The 19,709-nt window shown below is 42.6% G+C and carries 18 protein-coding genes; 13 read left to right on the top strand and 5 right to left on the bottom strand.

The window, feature by feature from the left end; all coding sequences use genetic code 11:
* Positions 1–69: 69 nt before the first annotated feature.
* On the bottom strand, positions 70–360 hold the full coding sequence (locus tag Q0R88_RS15715; protein WP_295717766.1) for a putative quinol monooxygenase: 291 nt from the start codon (positions 358–360) through the stop codon (positions 70–72).
* A complete protein-coding gene (locus tag Q0R88_RS15710) occupies positions 326–964 on the bottom strand; it encodes an NAD(P)H-dependent oxidoreductase (protein WP_295717764.1) in 639 nt (212 codons plus the stop codon). The genes Q0R88_RS15715 and Q0R88_RS15710 overlap by 35 nt, the downstream gene beginning before the upstream one ends.
* A gap of 97 nt (positions 965–1,061) precedes the next feature.
* On the opposite strand from Q0R88_RS15710, the gene Q0R88_RS15705 reads away from it, so the two are divergent.
* The 6 genes from Q0R88_RS15705 (at position 1,062) to odhB (ending at position 10,181) form a co-directional block, all read left to right on the top strand.
* Positions 1,062–1,961: a LysR family transcriptional regulator gene (locus tag Q0R88_RS15705; RefSeq protein ID WP_295717762.1), complete on the top strand. Its 900-nt coding sequence runs from the start codon at positions 1,062–1,064 to the stop codon at positions 1,959–1,961.
* Between the two features lie 101 nt (positions 1,962–2,062).
* Positions 2,063–2,614 carry a peptide-methionine (S)-S-oxide reductase MsrA gene (msrA, locus tag Q0R88_RS15700; protein WP_295717761.1) on the top strand — a complete coding sequence of 184 codons (552 nt, stop codon included), beginning with the start codon at positions 2,063–2,065 and terminating at the stop codon, positions 2,612–2,614.
* Positions 2,615–2,761: 147 nt separating this feature from the next.
* Positions 2,762–3,565 carry a 5'-nucleotidase, lipoprotein e(P4) family gene (locus Q0R88_RS15695; RefSeq protein WP_295717759.1) on the top strand — a complete coding sequence of 268 codons (804 nt, stop codon included), beginning with the start codon at positions 2,762–2,764 and terminating at the stop codon, positions 3,563–3,565.
* 252 nt (positions 3,566–3,817) lie between these two features.
* Positions 3,818–5,131, top strand: a complete 1,314-nt coding sequence (locus Q0R88_RS15690) for a DASH family cryptochrome (protein WP_295717757.1) — start codon at positions 3,818–3,820, stop codon at positions 5,129–5,131.
* Between the two features lie 546 nt (positions 5,132–5,677).
* Entirely contained in the window at positions 5,678–8,506 is a 2,829-nt protein-coding gene (locus tag Q0R88_RS15685) for a 2-oxoglutarate dehydrogenase E1 component (protein ID WP_295717755.1), read from the top strand.
* A gap of 124 nt (positions 8,507–8,630) precedes the next feature.
* Positions 8,631–10,181: a 2-oxoglutarate dehydrogenase complex dihydrolipoyllysine-residue succinyltransferase gene (gene odhB, locus Q0R88_RS15680; RefSeq protein WP_295717754.1), complete on the top strand. Its 1,551-nt coding sequence runs from the start codon at positions 8,631–8,633 to the stop codon at positions 10,179–10,181.
* Between the two features lie 205 nt (positions 10,182–10,386).
* On the opposite strand, the gene Q0R88_RS15675 is transcribed toward odhB, so the two are convergent.
* Positions 10,387–11,277 carry an alpha/beta hydrolase gene (locus Q0R88_RS15675; protein ID WP_295717752.1) on the bottom strand — a complete coding sequence of 297 codons (891 nt, stop codon included), beginning with the start codon at positions 11,275–11,277 and terminating at the stop codon, positions 10,387–10,389.
* 131 nt (positions 11,278–11,408) lie between these two features.
* Here Q0R88_RS15675 and trxA point away from each other — a divergent pair, with 131 nt between their 5' ends.
* The 7 genes from trxA (at position 11,409) to Q0R88_RS15640 (ending at position 18,141) form a co-directional block, all read left to right on the top strand.
* Positions 11,409–11,705 carry a thioredoxin gene (gene trxA, locus Q0R88_RS15670; protein ID WP_295717750.1) on the top strand — a complete coding sequence of 99 codons (297 nt, stop codon included), beginning with the start codon at positions 11,409–11,411 and terminating at the stop codon, positions 11,703–11,705.
* A gap of 107 nt (positions 11,706–11,812) precedes the next feature.
* A complete protein-coding gene (locus tag Q0R88_RS15665; RefSeq protein ID WP_295717747.1) occupies positions 11,813–12,448 on the top strand; it encodes a TetR family transcriptional regulator C-terminal domain-containing protein in 636 nt (211 codons plus the stop codon).
* A gap of 27 nt (positions 12,449–12,475) precedes the next feature.
* Positions 12,476–13,843, top strand: a complete 1,368-nt coding sequence (locus Q0R88_RS15660; RefSeq protein ID WP_295717744.1) for an AarF/ABC1/UbiB kinase family protein — start codon at positions 12,476–12,478, stop codon at positions 13,841–13,843.
* A gap of 189 nt (positions 13,844–14,032) precedes the next feature.
* Positions 14,033–14,347, top strand: a complete 315-nt coding sequence (locus Q0R88_RS15655; protein WP_295717743.1) for a Dabb family protein — start codon at positions 14,033–14,035, stop codon at positions 14,345–14,347.
* 59 nt (positions 14,348–14,406) lie between these two features.
* Complete coding sequence (locus Q0R88_RS15650) at positions 14,407–15,852, top strand: SDR family oxidoreductase (protein ID WP_295717742.1); 1,446 nt, start codon at positions 14,407–14,409, stop codon at positions 15,850–15,852.
* Positions 15,853–15,935: 83 nt separating this feature from the next.
* Positions 15,936–16,835, top strand: coding sequence for a TIGR01777 family oxidoreductase (locus tag Q0R88_RS15645; protein WP_295717740.1), 900 nt, complete (start codon positions 15,936–15,938; stop codon positions 16,833–16,835).
* A complete protein-coding gene (locus tag Q0R88_RS15640) occupies positions 16,828–18,141 on the top strand; it encodes a deoxyribodipyrimidine photo-lyase (RefSeq protein WP_295717738.1) in 1,314 nt (437 codons plus the stop codon). The genes Q0R88_RS15645 and Q0R88_RS15640 overlap by 8 nt, the downstream gene beginning before the upstream one ends.
* On the opposite strand, the gene Q0R88_RS15635 is transcribed toward Q0R88_RS15640, so the two are convergent.
* Both Q0R88_RS15635 and Q0R88_RS15630 read right to left on the bottom strand, forming a co-directional pair.
* On the bottom strand, positions 18,142–19,077 hold the full coding sequence (locus tag Q0R88_RS15635) for an FKBP-type peptidyl-prolyl cis-trans isomerase (protein WP_295717736.1): 936 nt from the start codon (positions 19,075–19,077) through the stop codon (positions 18,142–18,144).
* 61 nt (positions 19,078–19,138) lie between these two features.
* Complete coding sequence (locus tag Q0R88_RS15630; protein WP_295717733.1) at positions 19,139–19,636, bottom strand: FKBP-type peptidyl-prolyl cis-trans isomerase; 498 nt, start codon at positions 19,634–19,636, stop codon at positions 19,139–19,141.
* Between the last annotated feature and the right edge of the window lie 73 nt (positions 19,637–19,709).

The raw sequence follows: 19,709 nt of genomic DNA, 5'->3' as shown, positions 1-19,709 counted from the left end.
ATGATTATATTATTGAGGGTTGTATTGAACGGTGTTTAAACTCTATGTGAATTTATAGTCCCTTTATTTTTAGCTAACCCGGTCGGTTTTATAAATGGTAAGTTTGCCATCTAAAATAGGAGAAACCTGCTCAATAAACAGCTTAATATGTGGCTGTTTAGCATGTATATCCAACCCTTCCTGGCTGGCCCAGGTTTCGTGGAAAATGAATTGCGTTTCATCTTCGGTTGATTGGTATAGCTCATATTGCAAACAAGCCTCCTCTTTGATTGATCCGGCTACCAGTGCATCGAGGTATCCTTTTATTTCTTCAGTAAAACCCGGTTTAGATTTCACTAACGCTGTTAAGTAAATTTTCATACTGATGGTTGTTTTGGATAAATAAATTGTTCAAATGTAAGTGATAACGTTGGAGGTCTTTGGGGATGTCGGCATTTTTTTCCACGTCATGAAAATGGATACTTGGCAATGATTCCATACCTGTAAAAGCATTCATGCGGTGAAAGCCAAATAACGGGCCTTCATCAACACTATGCTCATTAAAGAATTCGCCGGGTAGGGTAAATGCCGTAGTGGGGGCGTTCCATGAAGTAGTTAACATATACTTTTTGCCATGCATCAAGCCACCGGTACCATAATTAATGGTCGGGTTGGCAGCGTTACGCCCATCGCTTCTATAAATACCATTCTGATAGCCTTCGGTAAAAACCTCGTCTATGTATTTTTTGAAACCGTGCGGCAACTGAAACCACCATATGGGGGTATGGTAAATAATTACATCGGCCCATTTATAGTTTTCAACTTCCTGTTTAGGATCATAGTCATCATTAACATCGGTTGAACGGATCTCGAATCCCGGTTGTTCTTCAAAATATTTTACGGTGGCATCCAGTAATGTTTTATTGAAACGGCCTCCCGAATGACCAAAAATCTGTCCTCCGTTTATTACAAATATGTTTTTCATTTTATCTCTTTTAATTTTTTATCAAAATTACGGGCTCTGTTGCTACTATTAAAATAACATAAATCATATCTTTGTATCATAATTATGATAGATAGCAATGGTGAATTTTGAATGGTTCCGCACGTTTAAGGCTATATATGAAACCGGATCGCTAACCGGCGCTGCCGAAGCCTTGTTTATTTCCCAACCCGGTGTAAGCCTGCACCTGAGTTCGCTGGAAAGCTATGTGGGTTATAAGTTGTTTGATCGTACCTCGCGCAAAATGGTATCAACCGAGCGTGGAAAAATACTATACAACTACATACAGGAGTCTATATGTAAACTGGAAGAAGCCGAGCGGCACTTTCATAAAAGCACCGAAAAGGATATCCCCACCATCAGCATAGGGATGTGCCTTGAAACTTTTCAGTTTACGCTGGAATCCTACCTGCCCACATTGCCTTTTAACGTGATCATTAAATTTGGCGAATACCCCCAGATGCTTGCCGACCTGGACAGTGGGATATTAGATATGATCATCACCCCGCAAAAAGGAGATTATAAGGGCCTGGAGTATAAACCCTTTTTTAAAGAGAGAATAGTGGTTTTGGCCGGGGCGCAAACGGATATTGCGGGGTTCAAAGATCTGCTTAAAACAAAAGACCTGCCCCGGATCCAGGCATGGCTCAAGGCACAAACCTGGTATGGCTCGTCTGGCGATATGGAACACCTGCGTCGTTTCTGGCATATCAACTTTGGTAAACGCCCCGATTTTAAACCCAATTTTATAGTCCCCAATATGGGTTCCATTATTCGTTGCCTGAGTGGAGGGACGGGGATTGCCGTAATTCCCGATTTTCTGTCGAAAAAAGAACGTGATACCGGCAACATTAAACTGCTTTGGGAGGGTTATAACATGATAGAAAATACCCTATACTTTGGTACCCGGAAAAAGTCGATCTATTCAGAGCAGATTGCGATGGTAGAAGAGATATTTGAAAGAGAAATGGTGGGATAGATTAAAAAAATCGATATTCTGCTACCCAATGAATGCTTACACTATTATGAAAATAAGCATTGCTGTAAGCCGTAAATTCGCATTGTATAAAAATTAAAATAATGCCTTCAAATATTCAAAAAATAACTTTCGGTAACGGTTGCTTTTGGTGCACCGAAGCCATATTTCAATCATTAAAAGGAGTGCTGTCGGTAACCTCCGGTTACATGGGCGGCCATGTAGATAATCCAACCTATAAAGACGTTTGTACGGGTACCACGGGCCATGCTGAAGTGATAGCATTGGAATATGATGCTGATGTGTTATCGCTGGATGAATTGTTGCTGGTTTTCTTTAAAACCCATAACCCAACAACGCTTAACCGCCAGGGTAATGATGTAGGTACACAATACCGGTCGGCCATATTTTATACTACCGATGAGCAAAAGGCAGCGGCAGAAGTCATGATCAAAACCTTAACAGATGAAAAGGTTTTTGATAGCCCTATTGTTACGGAGATTATACCGGCCAGCGAATTTTACAAAGCGGAAGCCTATCATCAGAATTATTTTAACGATAATCCCGGCCAGTCATACTGTGCATTTGTTATTCAGCCAAAACTGAATAAATTTGCAAAAGAGTTTACAGATAAAATTAAGCCGGAGTTGCTGTAAGATAAATAGATTCTTTGTCATGCTGAGCGAAGTGAAGCATCTATTATTCACCATGCTTCTTCGCCCTGTAAAGTCTGCGATTAGATCCGTCACTGCGTTCAGGATGACAAAAAATAAAAGTAGTTCTGCCGCCATCATCACCCATCTATGAAAAAAAGCTATATACTACCTATACTCTTGCTGCTCACAGCCTGCGCGTCAACAAAAAAAGTTGCAATTGGCAATGCAACATCTATCACCAATGGTGGTAAAGCATGGGCGTCCATCTGGCAGCAAAGGGCGGCGGAGTATAAAGCCTTATGTTTCCAGGCGTATAATATTGCTAAGTTGCGGGTTGATGAAGGGGTAAAGAATCCCGGTAGTAAACCATGGGCCATTGTTACTGATATCGACGAAACTTTGCTTGATAATAGTCCTTACGATGCCAGCAGGGCCTTGGAAAACCTGGATTATTCAGATGCCACCTGGAAAGGGTGGACGGATAAAGCCATAGCCGATACCGTACCCGGTGCACCTTCTTTTTTTAAATACGCGGCCTCAAAAGGCATAACTATATTTTACATCACCAACCGCAACGAGGCCGAGCGGACTACAACCTTGAAAAATCTGCGGCTATACGGTTTGCCCAATGCCGATGATGAGCATCTGCAATTAAAAACAACAACATCAAGCAAAGAGGCCCGCAGGCTTAATGTGTTAAAAACGCATAACATCCTGTTGCTTTGCGGCGATAACCTGCCCGATTTTGATATGTTATATGATAACCACCCATCCGAAGATAGCCGGGTGGCCACAACGCGAAAGCTGGAAAAGGAATTTGGCAACAGGTATATTGTAATTCCTAATCCATCATATGGGGATTTTGAAGGGGCGCTATTCCACTTTAATTACAAGCTTACAAACGCTCAAAAAGATTCAGTTATCAAAGCTAATATCAAAACGGATAAGTAAGTTCTTATTCAACTTATCTGGCATTTTGTGATGATGCTTCCTGATTAATGGTATAGATAGTTTATATTTATCCATTATTCTGCAAAAAAATTAACTCATAAAATATGCTTTGCTTGTAAAAGGCCTTTCAATTGGCTCAAAAAGCGGCAAAAATGTTGAGAAGATGTCAAATATTGAGGTGAAATGCGTAGAAACAGCAAATAAATTGCAAATTTGTGGTCTGCATTAAAACAGTTAACTCCCTGTTTAACTATGAGCGATAGAACGATACTGGTTTGGTTTAGAAATGACTTGCGGATACATGATAACGAAATATTGTTAGAAGCCGTACGCAAGGCAGATAAAGTACTGCCGGTATATTGTTTTGATCCCTATTATTTTCAGCAAACAGCATCTGGGAATTTTAAAACCGGGAGCTTCAGGGCCCGGTTCCTGTTAGAAGCCGTTGCCGATCTGCGCAAAAACCTGCAGGCCTATGGCGCCGAACTCATCATCAGGATAGGGAACCCTTCCGAAATAATTCCACAACTTGCGGCTCAATACCAGGTGAACGAAGTTTACCACCATCGTGAGGTAGCTCATGAAGAAACCACCATATCTGAAGAGGTAGAGGCGGCTTTATGGAAAATGAGACTCAACCTGAAGCATTTTATAGGGCATACCTTATATCATAAAGAAGATCTTCCTTTTCCTATAAAAGATATTCCCGATAGTTTTGCTGTATTTAAAAAGAAGGTGGAGCGCGATAGCGATGTACGCCCATGTGTGCCAACGCCCGGCCATATTTATACCCCCGAAATTACAGAGGCAGGGGAGTTGCCCACCCTGCAGCAATTAGGATTAACCGAACCTGTGGATGATATGCGGGCTGTCAATTATTTTCAGGGGGGCGAAACGGCAGCGTTGATACAATTAAAAGAATACTTTTTAAAGATAGCTCCTGCAGTTAAATCAAAAGGGCGCAATGGTAACATCAATAATTCGTCGAAATTATCGCCGTGGATAGCAATTGGCTGTATATCCTTAAGGCAGGTATATTGGGAAATATTTAAACAAAACCAGGAAGGCAATGCGCCGGGTGCTATGCTGAAGCTGGAATTGTTGTGGCGGGATTATTTCAGGTTCATGTTTAAAAAACATGGGCAAAAATTTATAAAAACCCAAAAAACCGAAGAAGAAGGAATTGTTTCAACAGCAAACGAAGAAGGCTTTTTAAAATGGGCGGCAGGTAAAACTGGCGTACCTTATATTGATGCCTGTATGCACGAGTTGAATGCCACGGGTTATATCTGCAACCAATGCAGGCAAATTGTAGCAAGCTACCTGGTACATGACCTTAAGGCCGACTGGACAAAAGGCGCCGCTTATTTTGAAGAAAAGCTGATTGATTATTCGCCCGCCAGTAACTGGGGCAACTGGGCTTTTGTAGCCGGCGTAAACGATGCTAAAGAAAGCAAATACGCCATAGCCTCCATGCCACAAAAAGATCTGGAAGCCAAAAGTGATTTTGTGAACACCTGGCAATCATCACCCAAGGATGAAGCCGGTGATCTAGTGGGGGTGTAATATATTCTCCAGTCATAAAGCCTACTAAGGATTTAAACTTCAATTTTTATAATGTTAAACAAAACCATGTCATTGCTTCGTGCCTACCCATGACATTTTTTTACAAAAAACCTTTTTGTCATCCTGAACGCAGTGAAGGATCTGCTATTCGCCATGCTTCTTCGCCCTGTAAAGTCTGCGAATAGATGCTTCACTCCGTTCAGCATGACAAATTTTTCAAATCGTTTCAACTGTTTCAACTCCCGCGAGCTTGTAGCTCGTGGGTTGTAGGGTTTCAGTTTTTTAGCCGTGGTAAGCCGGAGGCTTAAACCATGCGCCCCCACGAGTTACGCGTTGCTAACCTCACAGGAGTTAAATTTACAACATCTTCTAAAGCGGTACGTACATCGTTATACCCCTTTTAAGAATAATAAGCAGTATTTTATCCTTCAAATCCCCTGTATATCATTAAATCAGGATTAAAATCAACCAAATTTCTTTACAATTAATTGTGAAGTATATAAGCCTATATGCTTACTTTTGTACCGTTTTAAAGATCATTTTCACATGGATCGTCTAAATTATATCAATAGCGGCAACGCAGACTACATCAATTCCCTATACGAAGCCTACAAACAGGACCCCGAATCGGTAGATTATGGATGGCAAAAGTTTTTCGAAGGTTTTGAATTTAATATAAATACCAACGCAACCGGAAAGGTTGCAGCATCGGCAGCGCCGGCAATTGGTGAAGAAACACATGATCACTTTTTAAAAGAGATCAATGTGCTTAACATGATACATGGGTACCGCTCACGCGGGCACCTGTTTGCCAAAACCAATCCCGTACGCGAACGCCGCCACTACTATCCCGGTAAAGAACTTGAAACATTTGGCCTGAACGAAGGCGATCTGGATACCGTTTTTAACGCGGGTGTTGAGGTTGGTTTAGGTGCAGCCAAACTGCGCGACATTCGCCAGCTGTTAGAAGATACTTATTGCCAGGCTATCGGTGCCGAGTACCGGTACATCCGCAACCCTATCAAAATCAAATGGTTTGAGGATAGGATGGAGAAGCATCGCAATACGCCTTCATTCACCCTCGAAGAGAAAAAGCTGATGCTGAATAAGCTGAACGAGGCTGTAACTTTCGAAAACTTTTTGGGAACCAAATTCCTGGGGCAAAAACGTTTCTCGCTCGAAGGAGCTGAAGCATTGATCCCGTCACTGGATTCAGTTATTAAAAAAGGTGCCGACCTGGGTATCGAAGAGTTCATTATTGGTATGGCTCACCGTGGTCGTTTAAACGTGCTTACCAACATCATGGAGAAAACCTATAAAGAGGTGTTCTCTGAGTTTGAAGGTAAAAACTTTGATTCGGAATCGCCTTTCGGTGGTGATGTTAAATATCACTTAGGCTTTTCAACCGATGTAACTACATCAAACGGCAAAAAGGTACACTTAAGCTTGTGTCCTAACCCATCGCACTTAGAGGCGGTTGACCCGGTTGTTGAAGGTATCACCCGTTCAAAAATAGATTTTAAATACAACGGCGATCATTCCAAGATAGCCCCAATATTGATCCATGGCGATGCCTCAGTTGCAGGCCAGGGTATTGTTTACGAAGTTTTACAAATGGAAAAACTGGATGGCTACCGCACCGGCGGCACCATTCACCTGGTTATTAATAACCAGATAGGTTTTACCACAAATTATAAAGATGCCCGTTCAAGTACCTATTGTACCGATGTGGCAAAAACTGTTTTATCTCCCGTATTTCACGTAAATGGTGATGACGTTGAGGCCCTGGCCTACGTTGTTAACCTGGCAATGGAGTACAGGCAGATATTTAACGAGGATGTATTTATTGATATCCTTTGTTATCGCCGTTATGGCCACAACGAGGCTGATGAACCTAAATTTACCCAGCCACTATTGTACAAGGCTATTGAGGCACATCCAAATCCGTTAAAAATTTATAACCAGAAATTGATAGCTGAAGGCAGTATTGATGCCGAGGTGCTTAAATCAATGGAGAAAACTTTTAAGGATGAGTTGCAGCAAAGGCTGGATGAATCAAAGGCAGAAGATAAGTTTACCGATACCATAGCCATGTTTGAAGGTGCATGGAGCGGTTTGCATTTGGCCAGTCACAGGGAATTGGTTAAAGCGGTTGATACATCAGTGCCTGAGGACAGATTACTGGAAATAGGTAATAAGATAACAACTTTGCCGGCCGACAAGGAGTTTTTTAAAAAGATAGAAAAACTGTTTGAAGACCGCAACAACATGGTTAACAAAACCCGGGTATTTGACTGGGCCATGGGTGAATTACTGGCCTACGGTACTTTGTTAAAAGATGGTTACCCCATCAGGTTAAGTGGCGAGGATGTAAAACGCGGAACATTTTCTCATCGCCACGCGGTTTTAACCCTGGCCGAATCTGAAGATGAATATACGCCGCTTGCAACTATTGAAACTGATGCAAAACTGAGCATTTATAACTCTTTATTATCTGAGTATGGTGTTTTAGGTTTTGAATATGGCTATGCTTTAGCAAACCCTAACGCGCTTACGATATGGGAAGCACAGTTTGGCGATTTCTTTAACGGTGCGCAGATCATTGTTGACCAATACATTGCCAGCGCCGAAACTAAATGGCAACGCGGTAATGGTTTGGTGATGTTATTGCCTCATGGTTATGAAGGCCAGGGTCCGGAGCACTCCTCTGCACGTGTAGAGCGTTTTCTGGAACTTTGTGCCGATGATAATATCCAGGTAGCAAACTGTACTACACCCGCAAACTTCTTCCACATTTTAAGAAGACAAATGCAGCGTGATTTCCGTAAGCCACTGATCATCTTTACACCAAAGAGTTTGCTGCGCAGTCCTAAATGCGTATCACCGATTGAGGATTTTACCAATGGTAAATTCCATGAGTTATTTGATGATACTTACGCTGATGCAAAAAAGGTAAAACGTGTGTTGCTATGTACAGGTAAGGTTTATTATGATCTGTTAGAGAAACAACAGGCTGATAAGCGGAATGATGTTGCTATTGTACGTGTTGAGCAATTGTATCCAACACCGGTTACACAGATATTGAAGATTAAAGCTAAATACGATAAGGCTACTGAGTTTATCTGGGTACAGGAAGAGCCCGAGAATATGGGTGCATGGCCATACATTTGCCGTAAATTCCATAGCGATAAGGTGATTAACCTGGATGTGATTTCACGTAATGAAGGTAGCAGTACTGCTACTGGTTTTGCCAAGCAACATGCCGCCCAGCAGTTGTACATTGTTTCAAAGGCATTTGAAGCACCTGCAGGTAAAGTGGTAAAACAAGCAGTAAAAAAAACAACAAAAAAAATGGCTGATGCCGGAGCGGATTGATAATTTCTGTTTCGGGTTGCGAGTTTCGTGTTGCGGGTTAAAAGCCCGGCACCCGAACCTCAGAACCCGAAACGCGAACCTCGCAACCCGCAACTATTAAATATAAAATCTACAACACTATAATATGAGTTTAGCGATCAAAGTTCCGCCGGTAGGCGAATCGATAACAGAAGTAACCCTATCAAGCTGGAGAAAAAAGGATGGCGATCACGTGGAAATGGATGAAGTTATTGCCGAATTAGAATCGGACAAGGCTACTTTTGAATTAACTGCCGAGCGTGCAGGTACTTTACAAACAGTTGCCAAAGAAGGCGATACTTTAGCTATTGGTGCCCTGGTTGGCAACATTGAAGAAGGCGCCGGTGCTCCGGCTGCGCAACCGCAGCCAGAAGTTGTGGCTCCTGCTCCAGCCCCGGTGGCCGCGGCAGCTCCTGCAACTACGCCTGCACCTGCAACAGGTGGTGGCTCTTTACAAATTAAAGTGCCAACGGTTGGTGAATCTATCACCGAGGTTACTTTATCGCGCTGGATCAAAAAAGATGGCGATGCCGTTGAAATGGATGAAGCCATTGCCGAACTGGAATCAGACAAAGCAACTTTTGAACTGACTGCCGAAAAAGCCGGAATATTAAAAACCATAGCCAAAGAAGGCGATGTATTACCTATTGGTGCAGTAGTTTGTACTATTGAAGGCGCAGGCGCTGCAAAACCAGCATCTGTTCCCGTAACCCCCCAAATTGTTATCGCTACAGACGAATCGCCGCGCGGTGGTTCAGCTGCTGCCGGTGGCGTAACTTATGCATCAGGTACACCATCACCTGCTGCCGCAAAAATATTGGCCGAAAAGGGCGTTGATCCTAAAGGTGTAAACGGTACCGGTGTTGATGGTCGTATTACCAAAGGTGATGCACTGGGCGCTCAGGTAGCACCTGCCCAGCCTGCTGCTAAACCTGCCGCACCTGTTGTAGCCGGAGAGAGAAGCGAAAAACGCGAGAAAATGACCTCGCTGCGTAAAACAGTAGCCAAACGTTTGGTAGCTGTTAAAAATGAAACGGCCATGCTTACCACTTTTAACGAAGTGGATATGCAACCCATCATGGAACTGCGCGGTAAATACAAAGATAAATTTAAAGAGAAACACGGTGTAGGTTTAGGCTTCATGTCGTTTTTCACTAAAGCAGTTACCGAGGCTTTGAAAGACTGGCCTTCTGTAGGTGCCCGTATTGAAGGCGAAGAGGTTGTTTTCAGCAACTTTGCTGATATCTCTATAGCTGTATCGGCTCCCAAAGGTTTGGTGGTTCCGGTTATCCGTAATGCGGATAGCATGAGCCTTGCCGAAATTGAAAAGGCGATTGTTGTATTAGCCGGTAAAGCCCGCGAAAACAAATTAACCATACCAGAAATGACAGGTGGTACTTTCACTATCACCAACGGTGGTGTGTTTGGTTCTATGATGTCTACTCCGATATTAAATTCGCCTCAATCTGCCATTTTAGGGATGCACAATATTATTGAGCGCCCGGTTGCCGTAAACGGGCAAGTGGTTATCCGCCCGATGATGTACCTGGCCCTGTCATATGATCACCGCATCATTGATGGCCGCGAATCGGTAAGCTTCCTGGTACGTGTAAAACAATTACTGGAAGATCCTGCAAGGTTGTTATTAGGGGTGTAAATTCCTCCATGATGATATAAAAAAGCCTGGTGAAAACCGGGCTTTTTTTGTTAAACGAAAACTTTTTAAAGGCTGAAAAACCAATTCTTTTTTGTGTTTTTAGAATGTTTTTTACGCTTTTTAGGTGCGTTTATTGATCATAATTGGCATTTTTAAGGCATTTATGATGCAAAAAAACACCTTTAAGAAGTTTTTAGCTAGAGGATCAATGCAAAATCTTCCTGCGCTCCTTACTAACCGGGTTTAGGTAATTATTATCGGCCAGCCAGTCGGCCATGCGTTGCGGCCAGGTACTGATGGATTGGAGCTTTGAGCGGTTGCCCATATTAAAGCCGTGCCCACCCTGCGTAAAAATATGTACTTCGATAGGCACCTTGGCCTCCCTGTACTTTTGCAGCAGACTTACCACCGGTACCGCACAGCAGGGGTCATCATTGGCGGCCAATAAAAAGGCTGGAGGTGCATCTGCCGGGATCACATCCGGTATATACAGTGGCCCCGGGTATATCTGGATCACAAACTTGGGTTTGGCATTTAGGCGGTCGATAGGGTCGGGGGCAGCAGGGTCGCCTTTGCCTTCTCCATAGGCTACCATATCCACCACCTCGCCACCGGCAGAAAATCCCATCATGCCTATGCGGTTGGTATCCAGGCCGTATTCGGCGGCTTTGCTGCGCACCAGGCGCATAGCCCTGTAACCGTCCTGCTTAGCGTGTACATCAATTTTATAGGGCGAAAGGGTATCCCTGCCCAGGCGGTATTTTAATACAAAAACGGTAATACCCAGGTTGTTGAGGTATTTTGCGGGCTCCACACCCTCGGCCGTATAAACTAGCAAACGATGGCCACCGCCGGGGCATATAATCACCGCCGCGCCAATAGCTTTACCTGCCGGAGGTAAAAATACCGTAAGCGAGGGGTTATGGATATTTTTCACCCAATAATCCTTAGCCTGCTCGGGTTCATTGCGTCGGCTCTCAAACCCCGGTGCGCCCTTTGGCCACAGTGGTATTACTACAGGTTTATCCTGCGCTGATACGGCTAATGGTGCTGCAAATAGTAGCAGGCATAGGTAAATGGCGAGTTTTGTTTGCATAAAGTAAATATAGTTTATAGTTGATGTTTCAAAGTTTATTAGCTTAAACTTTTCTGTAACTTAATAGTTATAAATGAGGATCATAGCTAAGGTTAATTTAGCTATGATATTGAACCATTAACTAAAATTATATGGCAAATTTCCAGGAAATTATAGCATCAGAGATACCTGTACTGGTTGATTTTTCGGCCGAGTGGTGTGGCCCGTGTAAAATGATGCCACCTATATTGCAGGATGTAAAGCACGCCCTTGGCGATAAGGTAAAGATCATCAAAATAGATATCGACAAAAACCCACAGGCAGCAAGCGCATATAAGGTGCAAAGTGTGCCTACGCTTATGATATTTCAAAAGGGGCAAACCAAATGGCGCCAAAGCGGCGTGGTGCAGGCCAGGGACCTGCAGCGGACGATTGAGATGTTTATATAAGCCTTAATCCTGCCTCTCAAAAGCAGGGGGGCTACGTGAGGCTTCTGTGACAAACAGTTCATACTATGTATGTAACTTTAACGTATAATACTAAAAGTAAATCCATTATGGCAACTATCGAAAGCATTCAGAATTCATATATTGATTATGTACTTACTGAAGGTTCACAACCTAAATCGGTATACATATTTGCTAAACAAAACGAAATGACCGAGGCTGAGTTTTATCAGTTCTTTGGCTCGTTCGAGGCGGTGGAACAGTCCATTTGGGCAGGTTTTGCAACAAAAACATTAGCCGAAATAAGAGCTCAGGAAGTATGGACCCAGTATAGCGCCCGTGAAAAAGCCCTGTCATTCTTTTATGGCTTTTTTGAGTTGCTTAAAGGTAGTCGTAGTTTTGCCATTTATACTATAAATAAACAGCCTAAAGGGTTTACTACCCCACGCGTTTTTGAAAACCTGAAAAATATTTACGAAAACTTTGCCGATGAGATCCTGAAGGAAGGCATTGAAACAACAGAACTTACTGATCGCAAGTTTTTCAGCAAGCGCTATAAAGATGCGTTGTGGATCCAGTTTGTGTTTGTGCTAAACTTTTGGGTAAATGATAATTCGGCCGGCTTTGAGAAAACCGATGAAGCTATTGAAAAAGGTGTTAACGTAACGTTCGATCTGTTTCAGCGTTCGCCCATCGATAACCTTTTTGAGTATGGTAAATTCCTTGTGAAAAACGGTAGGGTTTAAAGATAAGATGGGATTTTAAAATTCATTATGACAGATAACAAAAAAGATCTTCCGTCGGCTGATGGAGGAGATTTACAGGGCGCTGCTCCCGAACAAAGCAGCATGCCAACCACCAAAACTGAGCGCTCCGCCAAGTTTGTAAAAACGGGTTTTAAAATAGGAGGCAATTATATAAAGCATTATTCAAAAAAGCTGTTCAATCCAGATATGGATAAGTCCCAGCTGAACGAGGATAATGCTGCCGATATCTACCAGTCGCTAAGTGAACTTAAGGGCAGCGCGCTTAAGGTTGCCCAAATGCTCAGCATGGATAAAAACCTGCTGCCGCAGGCTTATGTAGATAAATTCACGCAATCGCAATACAATGCGCCACCGCTTTCGGGACCGCTTATTGTACAAACGTTTAAAAAGTATTTTGGCAAAAATCCCGACAAGATCTATGATAAGTTCAATATCCGATCGACCAATGCCGCATCAATAGGCCAGGTTCACCAGGCCGAACTGGATGGCAAAAAGCTGGCTGTGAAAATCCAATACCCCGGTGTGGGTGATTCTATATCATCCGACCTTAAGCTGATTAAGCCTTTTGCTTTCCGTATGCTGGGCATGAGCGAAAAGGAATTGAATGTTTACATGAGCGAGGTAGAAGAACGCCTGCTGGAAGAGACTGATTATGAGCTGGAAGTGCGCCGCTCTATCGAGTTTTCTACCGCCTGCGCCAACCTGGATAATGTAGTGTTTCCTAAATACTATCCCGAATTATCCAGCAAGCGCATCATTACTATGGATTGGCTGGAAGGAAAGCACCTGAAAGAATTTTTGGCTACCAATCCATCACAGGAACTGCGGAATCAGATAGGGCAGGCCCTTTGGGATTTTTATAATTTTCAGCAGCACGAACTGCGTGCAGTACATGCCGATCCGCATCCCGGTAACTTCATGATCACCCCGGAAGGTAAGCTTGGCGTTATTGATTTTGGCTGTATTAAAGAGATGCCGGAGGATTTTTATTATCCCTTCTTCTCGCTTACATCAACTAACCTGCTCGATAATAAAGAGGAAACCATCAAGGCTTTCCGGTTATTGGATATGATCCGCAAGGATGATACCCCGGCACAAATTGAGTTTTATTATACGCAATTTAAGGAGATGATCAGCTTATTTGCCATGCCTTACATTGATGATCATTTCGACTTTAGCCAAACCGAGTTTTTTGACAAGCTATTTGCTTTTGGCGAACGCCTTTCCAAAATGCCCGAATTTAAACAGGCCCGTGGAGTTAAGCATTTTATTTATGTTAACCGCACCAATTTCGGCTTGTATAATATTTTACATGAACTAAAGGCCGAAGTTAAAACGGATACCTTTAAACCGCATGTGGTATTGGAATATTGAGCTCATCCAACCCATTTCAAAAAAGATCACTTTTGATTTGCGTGTGCATAGAAACTTACGAAGTTTTCAAAACTTCGTAAGTTTGACTTAAACGTTTTGTCGGAGTAACACCATTCTCCTGACGACAGAGCTTTTGATTTGAAGTTTTATTTATATTTGAATTTCCTCAGCCACATATAAAATATACATATGCCATTACTCGCAAACACCTTCGTTCACCACGTACATTTTTGGCTTACCAATAAAGCGGATAAGGATAAATTGATTGAGGGGCTAAACATTCTGAAACCTATCGCCCACATCCGTGATTTTCATATTGGCGTGCCTGCCGATACCAACCGCGATGTGATTGACCGCTCTTATGATGTATCCTTGTTGCTTTTGTTTGATTCGCCAGAGTTACAGGAGGCCTACCAGGTAGATCCTACCCATATTATTTTTGCCGAGCAATATGCAAAGCCACTTTGCAGTAAAGTCGTAGTGGTTGATAGCGTAAATATTTAATAAGTACCGGGTAAACACGCAATTTAAAACAGCCTGCCTGCTTTGTTGTTGCACATAACATGAAGGTATTACTTGCGGGGGCTAACGGTTACATAGGTACAAGGCTTATCCCGGTTTTGTTGGAGAAAGGCTATGACGTAGTTTGCCTTGTGCGTGATAAACGGCGTTTTCATGAACATAGCGACTTTAGTAAGCAAGTAACACTTACAACGGGAGATCTGCTTAAGGAATCGAGTATTGAAGCCTTTCCTGAAGATATTGATGCCGCTTATTACCTGGTGCATTCTATGTCGCAGGCGCAGGATTTTGCGGCGTTGGAGGCTTTATCAGCATATAATTTTATTCATGCGCTTGATAAAACCAGCTGCAGGCAAACGATATTTTTAAGCGGTATCACCAATGATAATAATCTCTCCAAACATCTCGAATCGCGCAGGCATGTAGAGGATGTTTTAAAGGAAGGTAAATCGGCGCTTACTGTGTTAAGGGCGGCTATTATTATCGGTTCCGGAAGCGCTTCGTTTGAGATCATTCGTGATCTTACCGAAAAACTACCTGTCATGACCGTGCCCCGCTGGGTAAACACCCGCTGTCAGCCTATAGCCATCCGCGATGTGCTGGGTTACCTGGTAAGTGTGATGCTCAACGAAAAAACGTTTAAGAAAACCTTTGATATAGGTGGACCGGATATTTTATCATTCAAGGATATGATGCTTGTTTATGCCAAAGTGCGTAAGCTGAAAAGGCATATTTTTATCATTCCGTTCCTATCGCCTAAAATTTCTTCCTACTGGCTTTACTTTGTTACTTCAACCAGTTATACCTTAGCGCAAAGCCTGGTGAACAGCATGAAGAACGAAACCATTATGCAGGATCATAGCATAGATGATATAGTGCTGAGAAAATGCTTAACATATGAGGAAGCACTTAACCTGGCCTTTGTTAAGATAGAGCAGAACTCTATTGTATCCAGCTGGAAGGACGCCCTGAATATGGGCTATCTCCATTCGGGTTTTATGGACCAGATAAAAGTACCACAGAATGGTACGCTGCAGTATAAAGTTAAAATGCCTTTTGAGCGCGAAAGCGCAGATGTGTTCACCAATTTTATGTCGATAGGTGGCAATCGGGGGTGGTATTACTGGGACTGGATCTGGAACATCCGCGGTTTTATTGATAAGTTATTTGGAGGTGTAGGCATACGCAGGGGGCGCACCAGCAACATCAATATAGCTCCTGGCGATGTCATAGATTTTTGGCGTGTTTTACTGGCCGATAAAGAAAATAAGCGCCTGCTATTATATGCCGAAATGAAGCTGCCAGGCGAAGCTTGGTTGGAATTTAAAATAATTGAACGTAACGGTAATAAAAACCTGAGCCAGGTTGCTACTTTTAGGCCCAGCGGTTTGTGGGGGCGGTTGTACTGGTATGCTATGTGGCCTTTCCACCTGTTTATTTTTAATGGCATGGCAAAAGAAATTATACATTACGGGGAGGGAGTTTAGCCATTTGTTTTATGGCTCTTAACTCCTCGCTTTGCGACGATCCAATAACATGAAAACAAAAAACCTTGACAAATAACAACAAGATGAACATATTGATAACAGGTGGTTCTGGCGGTTTAGGTAAGCGGCTTAGTAAGCTATTGCTGGCGAAAGGCTATTCCGTAAGTTTTTTGAGCCGGAACCCTGCTAAAGACATAGATATTAAAACCTTTATATGGAACGTGAATAATGGCACTATTGATGAACATTGCATTGATGGTGTAGATACAATTATTCATTTGGCGGGGGCCGGCATTGCAGATAAACGCTGGACGGAAGATCGTAAAAAAGAAATAATAGAAAGTCGCACCAAATCAATTGCCCTGTTATATAGCCTGCTTAAAACCCGGGCTAACAAAGTTACTTCGGTTATCTCTGCCTCGGGTATTGGGTATTATAGTGATAGGGGAGATGAATTACTGACAGAAACCAGCCCGCCGGTTAGTGATTTTATATCGCAATGCTGTATTGATTGGGAGGCCGCAGTTGATGAAGGTGAAAAGCTGGGTTTGCGCATAGTAAAATTCCGCACTGGTGTGGTGCTGGATAAAGAAGCGGGAGCATTGCCTGCGCTGGCCTTACCCGTAAAGCTTTTTGTAGGTTCGCCAATAGGCAATGGTAAACAATGGATTCCCTGGATCCACTGGCAGGATGTAGTTGATATGTACCTGTTTGCCATAGAAAACAAAGGGCTGAAAGGGGTTTTTAATATGGTGGCACCTAACCCGGTAACCAATGCCCAAATGACAAAGGCAGTAGCTAAACAATTGCATAAACCTATGTGGGCGCCAAATGTGCCTGCATTTGTGCTGAAATTATTGCTGGGCGAAATCAGTAGCCTGGTTTTGGGAAGCACTAAAGTATCTGATCAAAAAATTAAAGATGCAGGCTTCAGTTTTAAGTATACTGAGGTGACAGCCGCATTGAAAGAAATATATGGATAAAAATACCCCGATAACGATCTTCTGGTTTCGCCGCGACCTGCGTTTAAATGACAATGCGGGTTTATATCACGCCTTGAAAAGTGGCAACCCTGTTTTGCCTTTGTTTATTTTTGATAAGGAGATATTAGATAAGCTGGAAGACAAGGATGATGCCCGTGTCACTTTTATTTATGATGCTATTCAAGAGCTGCATGCAGAACTCCAAAAACATGGAAGCAGTCTATTGGTGATTTATGATAAGGCCGATCATGCCTGGGATAAAATAATCAAGGAACATAATATTGCATCGGTGTATGCCAATCATGATTATGAACCCTACGCTACCAGGCGCGATGATGCTGTAGGAGAGAGGCTGAAAAAGCACAATATCGATTTCAAAACCTTTAAAGACCAGGTAATATTTGAAAAAGATGAGGTAACCAAAGATGATGGCAAACCTTACACTGTTTATACCCCATATCAGCGCAAATGGTATGCAGCACTTAAGCCATTTCATCTTAAACCTTATCCTACCCTAAAGTATTTAACCAACTTGGTTAAGACCCAGCCTTTGGCAATACCTTCATTAAAAGAAATGGGTTTTGAAAAAAGCACCCTTCCCTTGCCTGGTAAGGAGTATGAGGACGTTATCAGCGATTATGCGGAGAAGCGTAATTTTCCCGCTATTAAAGGCACATCACATATTGGAATGCATTTACGTTTTGGTACCATAAGCATCAGGGAGCTGGCAAAAACGGCATATGGTTATAGTAGTAAAACGTGGCTTAATGAATTGATATGGCGCGAGTTTTATATGATGATTTTGTACCATTTCCCGCACACGATGGATCATGCTTTTCGCCCGGAGTATGACCGCATTAGATGGGTTAATGATGAAGCGCAATTTAAGGCCTGGTGCGATGGGCAGACCGGTTACCCGATAATTGACGCAGGCATGCGCGAACTGAATGCCACAGGCTTTATGCACAACCGTGTACGCATGATAGTGGCCAGCTTTTTAAGTAAAGATTTATTGATAGACTGGCGCTGGGGCGAACATTATTTTGCCCGTAAGCTGCTTGATTATGAAATGGCCAGCAATGTTGGCGGCTGGCAATGGGCTGCAGGCTCGGGTACAGATGCTGCACCGTATTTCAGGATATTTAATCCTGAATCTCAAACAAAAAAGTTTGACCCGGAATTGAAATACATAAAAAAATGGGTTCCGGAATATGCTGACTTTAGCACATATCCGAAACCCATTATTGATCACGCTTTTGCACGCGAGCGTTGTTTAAAAGTATTTAAAGAGGCTTTAGCTAAATAATTAATTAGTCACGGTAACTATTGTAAAGTCGAAACGTAAGTTAGTATTCCCGGCTATACCGGTAGTACCCGCTCTTCCATAGGCATATCTTGAAGGTAATAGTAGTGTAACTGCGGCGCCTGTAGTATAACCTTGTAAGCCCTCTGCCACACCTGTTACAGGTATGCTTCCACTATTGCCCGAAAGGTCAAATGTTGCACCAGTTGTGTTGGAGTCAAATTCTGTTCCGGTTAAAAATTTGCCCGAGTAAGTTGTGGTAAAGGCTGAATATTGACCTATGGCATTTGCGCCTGTACCAGGAGTTGTTACTTTATAATAATAACCACCTGGTGCCTTAACAAAACCAGTTAAGCCATTGGCAGCCTTGTAGTTATTTATAACCTGGTCATCATACTTGTTTTGATCGGTATATACGTTAAGATAATAATCAAGGCACTGGTTACCTGCAATACGGGTATTAACGTTACTTGCACTGCCCGTTCCATAGCCGTTTATTCCATAGGCCAGGCGCGAAGGTATTAATACCCTTGCTCTTGTTCCTTTATATTTAATGAGGTTATGAATAGCAATCTGCAAACCTTTTGGAAGCGCACTTTGACTTATGTGGCCTAAAAAACCATCGTAATGGTTATTGGTCAGCGAATCAAGTGAGTTGTATTTTCCGTCGAATGATTTTAAGGTAAAAACAAACTTCACTGTATCTGAATAGTCCAATGGCAGACCCGCAGTTGATCCCTGCGAAAGAATCTGGTAATAAATGCCGCTGGTATCATGATCAGTAGTATCACGTTTCATAGCTGTGAGCCCATTGGCTTTAATATAGTTTTGAATATTGGTTTCGTCGACTTGTGTAATATTAGGATCGTTGGCTGTTTTGCGGCAAGATATAAAACCTATTGTGGCAAGTAATAATAGCGTAAAAGTAATTTTCTTCATTTATATTGTTTGTTAACAGTAAACAGCTAATCATTGTGGCCCTTTACCTTTATTCTTTTGTCTAATTAGTTATGTTATATAGCTGTATACGAAAATCAAGTACCGAATTAGCGGGCAAATGTACCGAATCCTGCGGATATGGCCCGTAAGCATATCTTGACGGAATAAGCAACCTTATTTTGCCACCTTTCTTTATCTGTGGTATACCCAACTGCCAACCTCTTATCACACTTCCTAATGTATAGGACGGGTGAAAATTGGTAGTTTGCGCAAACACAACACCATCAGCCAACCGTTGCCCTGTAAAGCCCACTGTTACAGTTGTTGAACTGGTAAACAGGTCATTTCCTGAACCTTCTTCGCCCTTTTTTATAATGTAAAACACTCCTGATGTGTCCACACGTTTAGCGCTGTCTTCCGGATGCTTTGCCAGGTAATCGCTGATTATTTTATCATCAATTGCCGCTTGAATTTTATACTGTACCATAGGATCGGCAGATTTTTTACATGCGCCCAATCCCGCCATCAATACCAATAGTAAAACAAGTAACCTGTTCATTTTTTCAAAAGGCAAATTTATTCTTTTATAATAGAAAAACGGCAGCTTAACATTTTTTAACAATTAATAATCC

The sequence above is a fragment of the Mucilaginibacter sp. genome, assembly GCF_025362475.1.
Taxonomy (GTDB): Bacteria; Bacteroidota; Bacteroidia; order Sphingobacteriales; family Sphingobacteriaceae; genus Mucilaginibacter.
The sequence above is the reverse complement of the archived record's forward strand: the minus strand, read 5'-3'. Positions and strand labels throughout refer to the sequence as shown.

Excerpts from the sequence above, each read along its gene's own strand:
- Q0R88_RS15715 (WP_295717766.1), bottom strand. The coding sequence starts at position 360 with ATGAAAATTTACTTAACAGCGTTAGTGAAATCTAAACCGGGTTTTACT.
- Q0R88_RS15710 (WP_295717764.1), bottom strand. The coding sequence starts at position 964 with ATGAAAAACATATTTGTAATAAACGGAGGACAGATTTTTGGTCATTCG.
- Q0R88_RS15705 (WP_295717762.1), top strand. The coding sequence starts at position 1,062 with ATGGTGAATTTTGAATGGTTCCGCACGTTTAAGGCTATATATGAAACC.
- msrA (WP_295717761.1), top strand. The coding sequence starts at position 2,063 with ATGCCTTCAAATATTCAAAAAATAACTTTCGGTAACGGTTGCTTTTGG.
- Q0R88_RS15695 (WP_295717759.1), top strand. The coding sequence starts at position 2,762 with ATGAAAAAAAGCTATATACTACCTATACTCTTGCTGCTCACAGCCTGC.
- Q0R88_RS15690 (WP_295717757.1), top strand. The coding sequence starts at position 3,818 with ATGAGCGATAGAACGATACTGGTTTGGTTTAGAAATGACTTGCGGATA.
- Q0R88_RS15685 (WP_295717755.1), top strand. The coding sequence starts at position 5,678 with ATGGATCGTCTAAATTATATCAATAGCGGCAACGCAGACTACATCAAT.
- odhB (WP_295717754.1), top strand. The coding sequence starts at position 8,631 with ATGAGTTTAGCGATCAAAGTTCCGCCGGTAGGCGAATCGATAACAGAA.
- Q0R88_RS15675 (WP_295717752.1), bottom strand. The coding sequence starts at position 11,277 with ATGCAAACAAAACTCGCCATTTACCTATGCCTGCTACTATTTGCAGCA.
- trxA (WP_295717750.1), top strand. The coding sequence starts at position 11,409 with ATGGCAAATTTCCAGGAAATTATAGCATCAGAGATACCTGTACTGGTT.
- Q0R88_RS15665 (WP_295717747.1), top strand. The coding sequence starts at position 11,813 with ATGGCAACTATCGAAAGCATTCAGAATTCATATATTGATTATGTACTT.
- Q0R88_RS15660 (WP_295717744.1), top strand. The coding sequence starts at position 12,476 with ATGACAGATAACAAAAAAGATCTTCCGTCGGCTGATGGAGGAGATTTA.
- Q0R88_RS15655 (WP_295717743.1), top strand. The coding sequence starts at position 14,033 with ATGCCATTACTCGCAAACACCTTCGTTCACCACGTACATTTTTGGCTT.
- Q0R88_RS15650 (WP_295717742.1), top strand. The coding sequence starts at position 14,407 with ATGAAGGTATTACTTGCGGGGGCTAACGGTTACATAGGTACAAGGCTT.
- Q0R88_RS15645 (WP_295717740.1), top strand. The coding sequence starts at position 15,936 with ATGAACATATTGATAACAGGTGGTTCTGGCGGTTTAGGTAAGCGGCTT.
- Q0R88_RS15640 (WP_295717738.1), top strand. The coding sequence starts at position 16,828 with ATGGATAAAAATACCCCGATAACGATCTTCTGGTTTCGCCGCGACCTG.
- Q0R88_RS15635 (WP_295717736.1), bottom strand. The coding sequence starts at position 19,077 with ATGAAGAAAATTACTTTTACGCTATTATTACTTGCCACAATAGGTTTT.
- Q0R88_RS15630 (WP_295717733.1), bottom strand. The coding sequence starts at position 19,636 with ATGAACAGGTTACTTGTTTTACTATTGGTATTGATGGCGGGATTGGGC.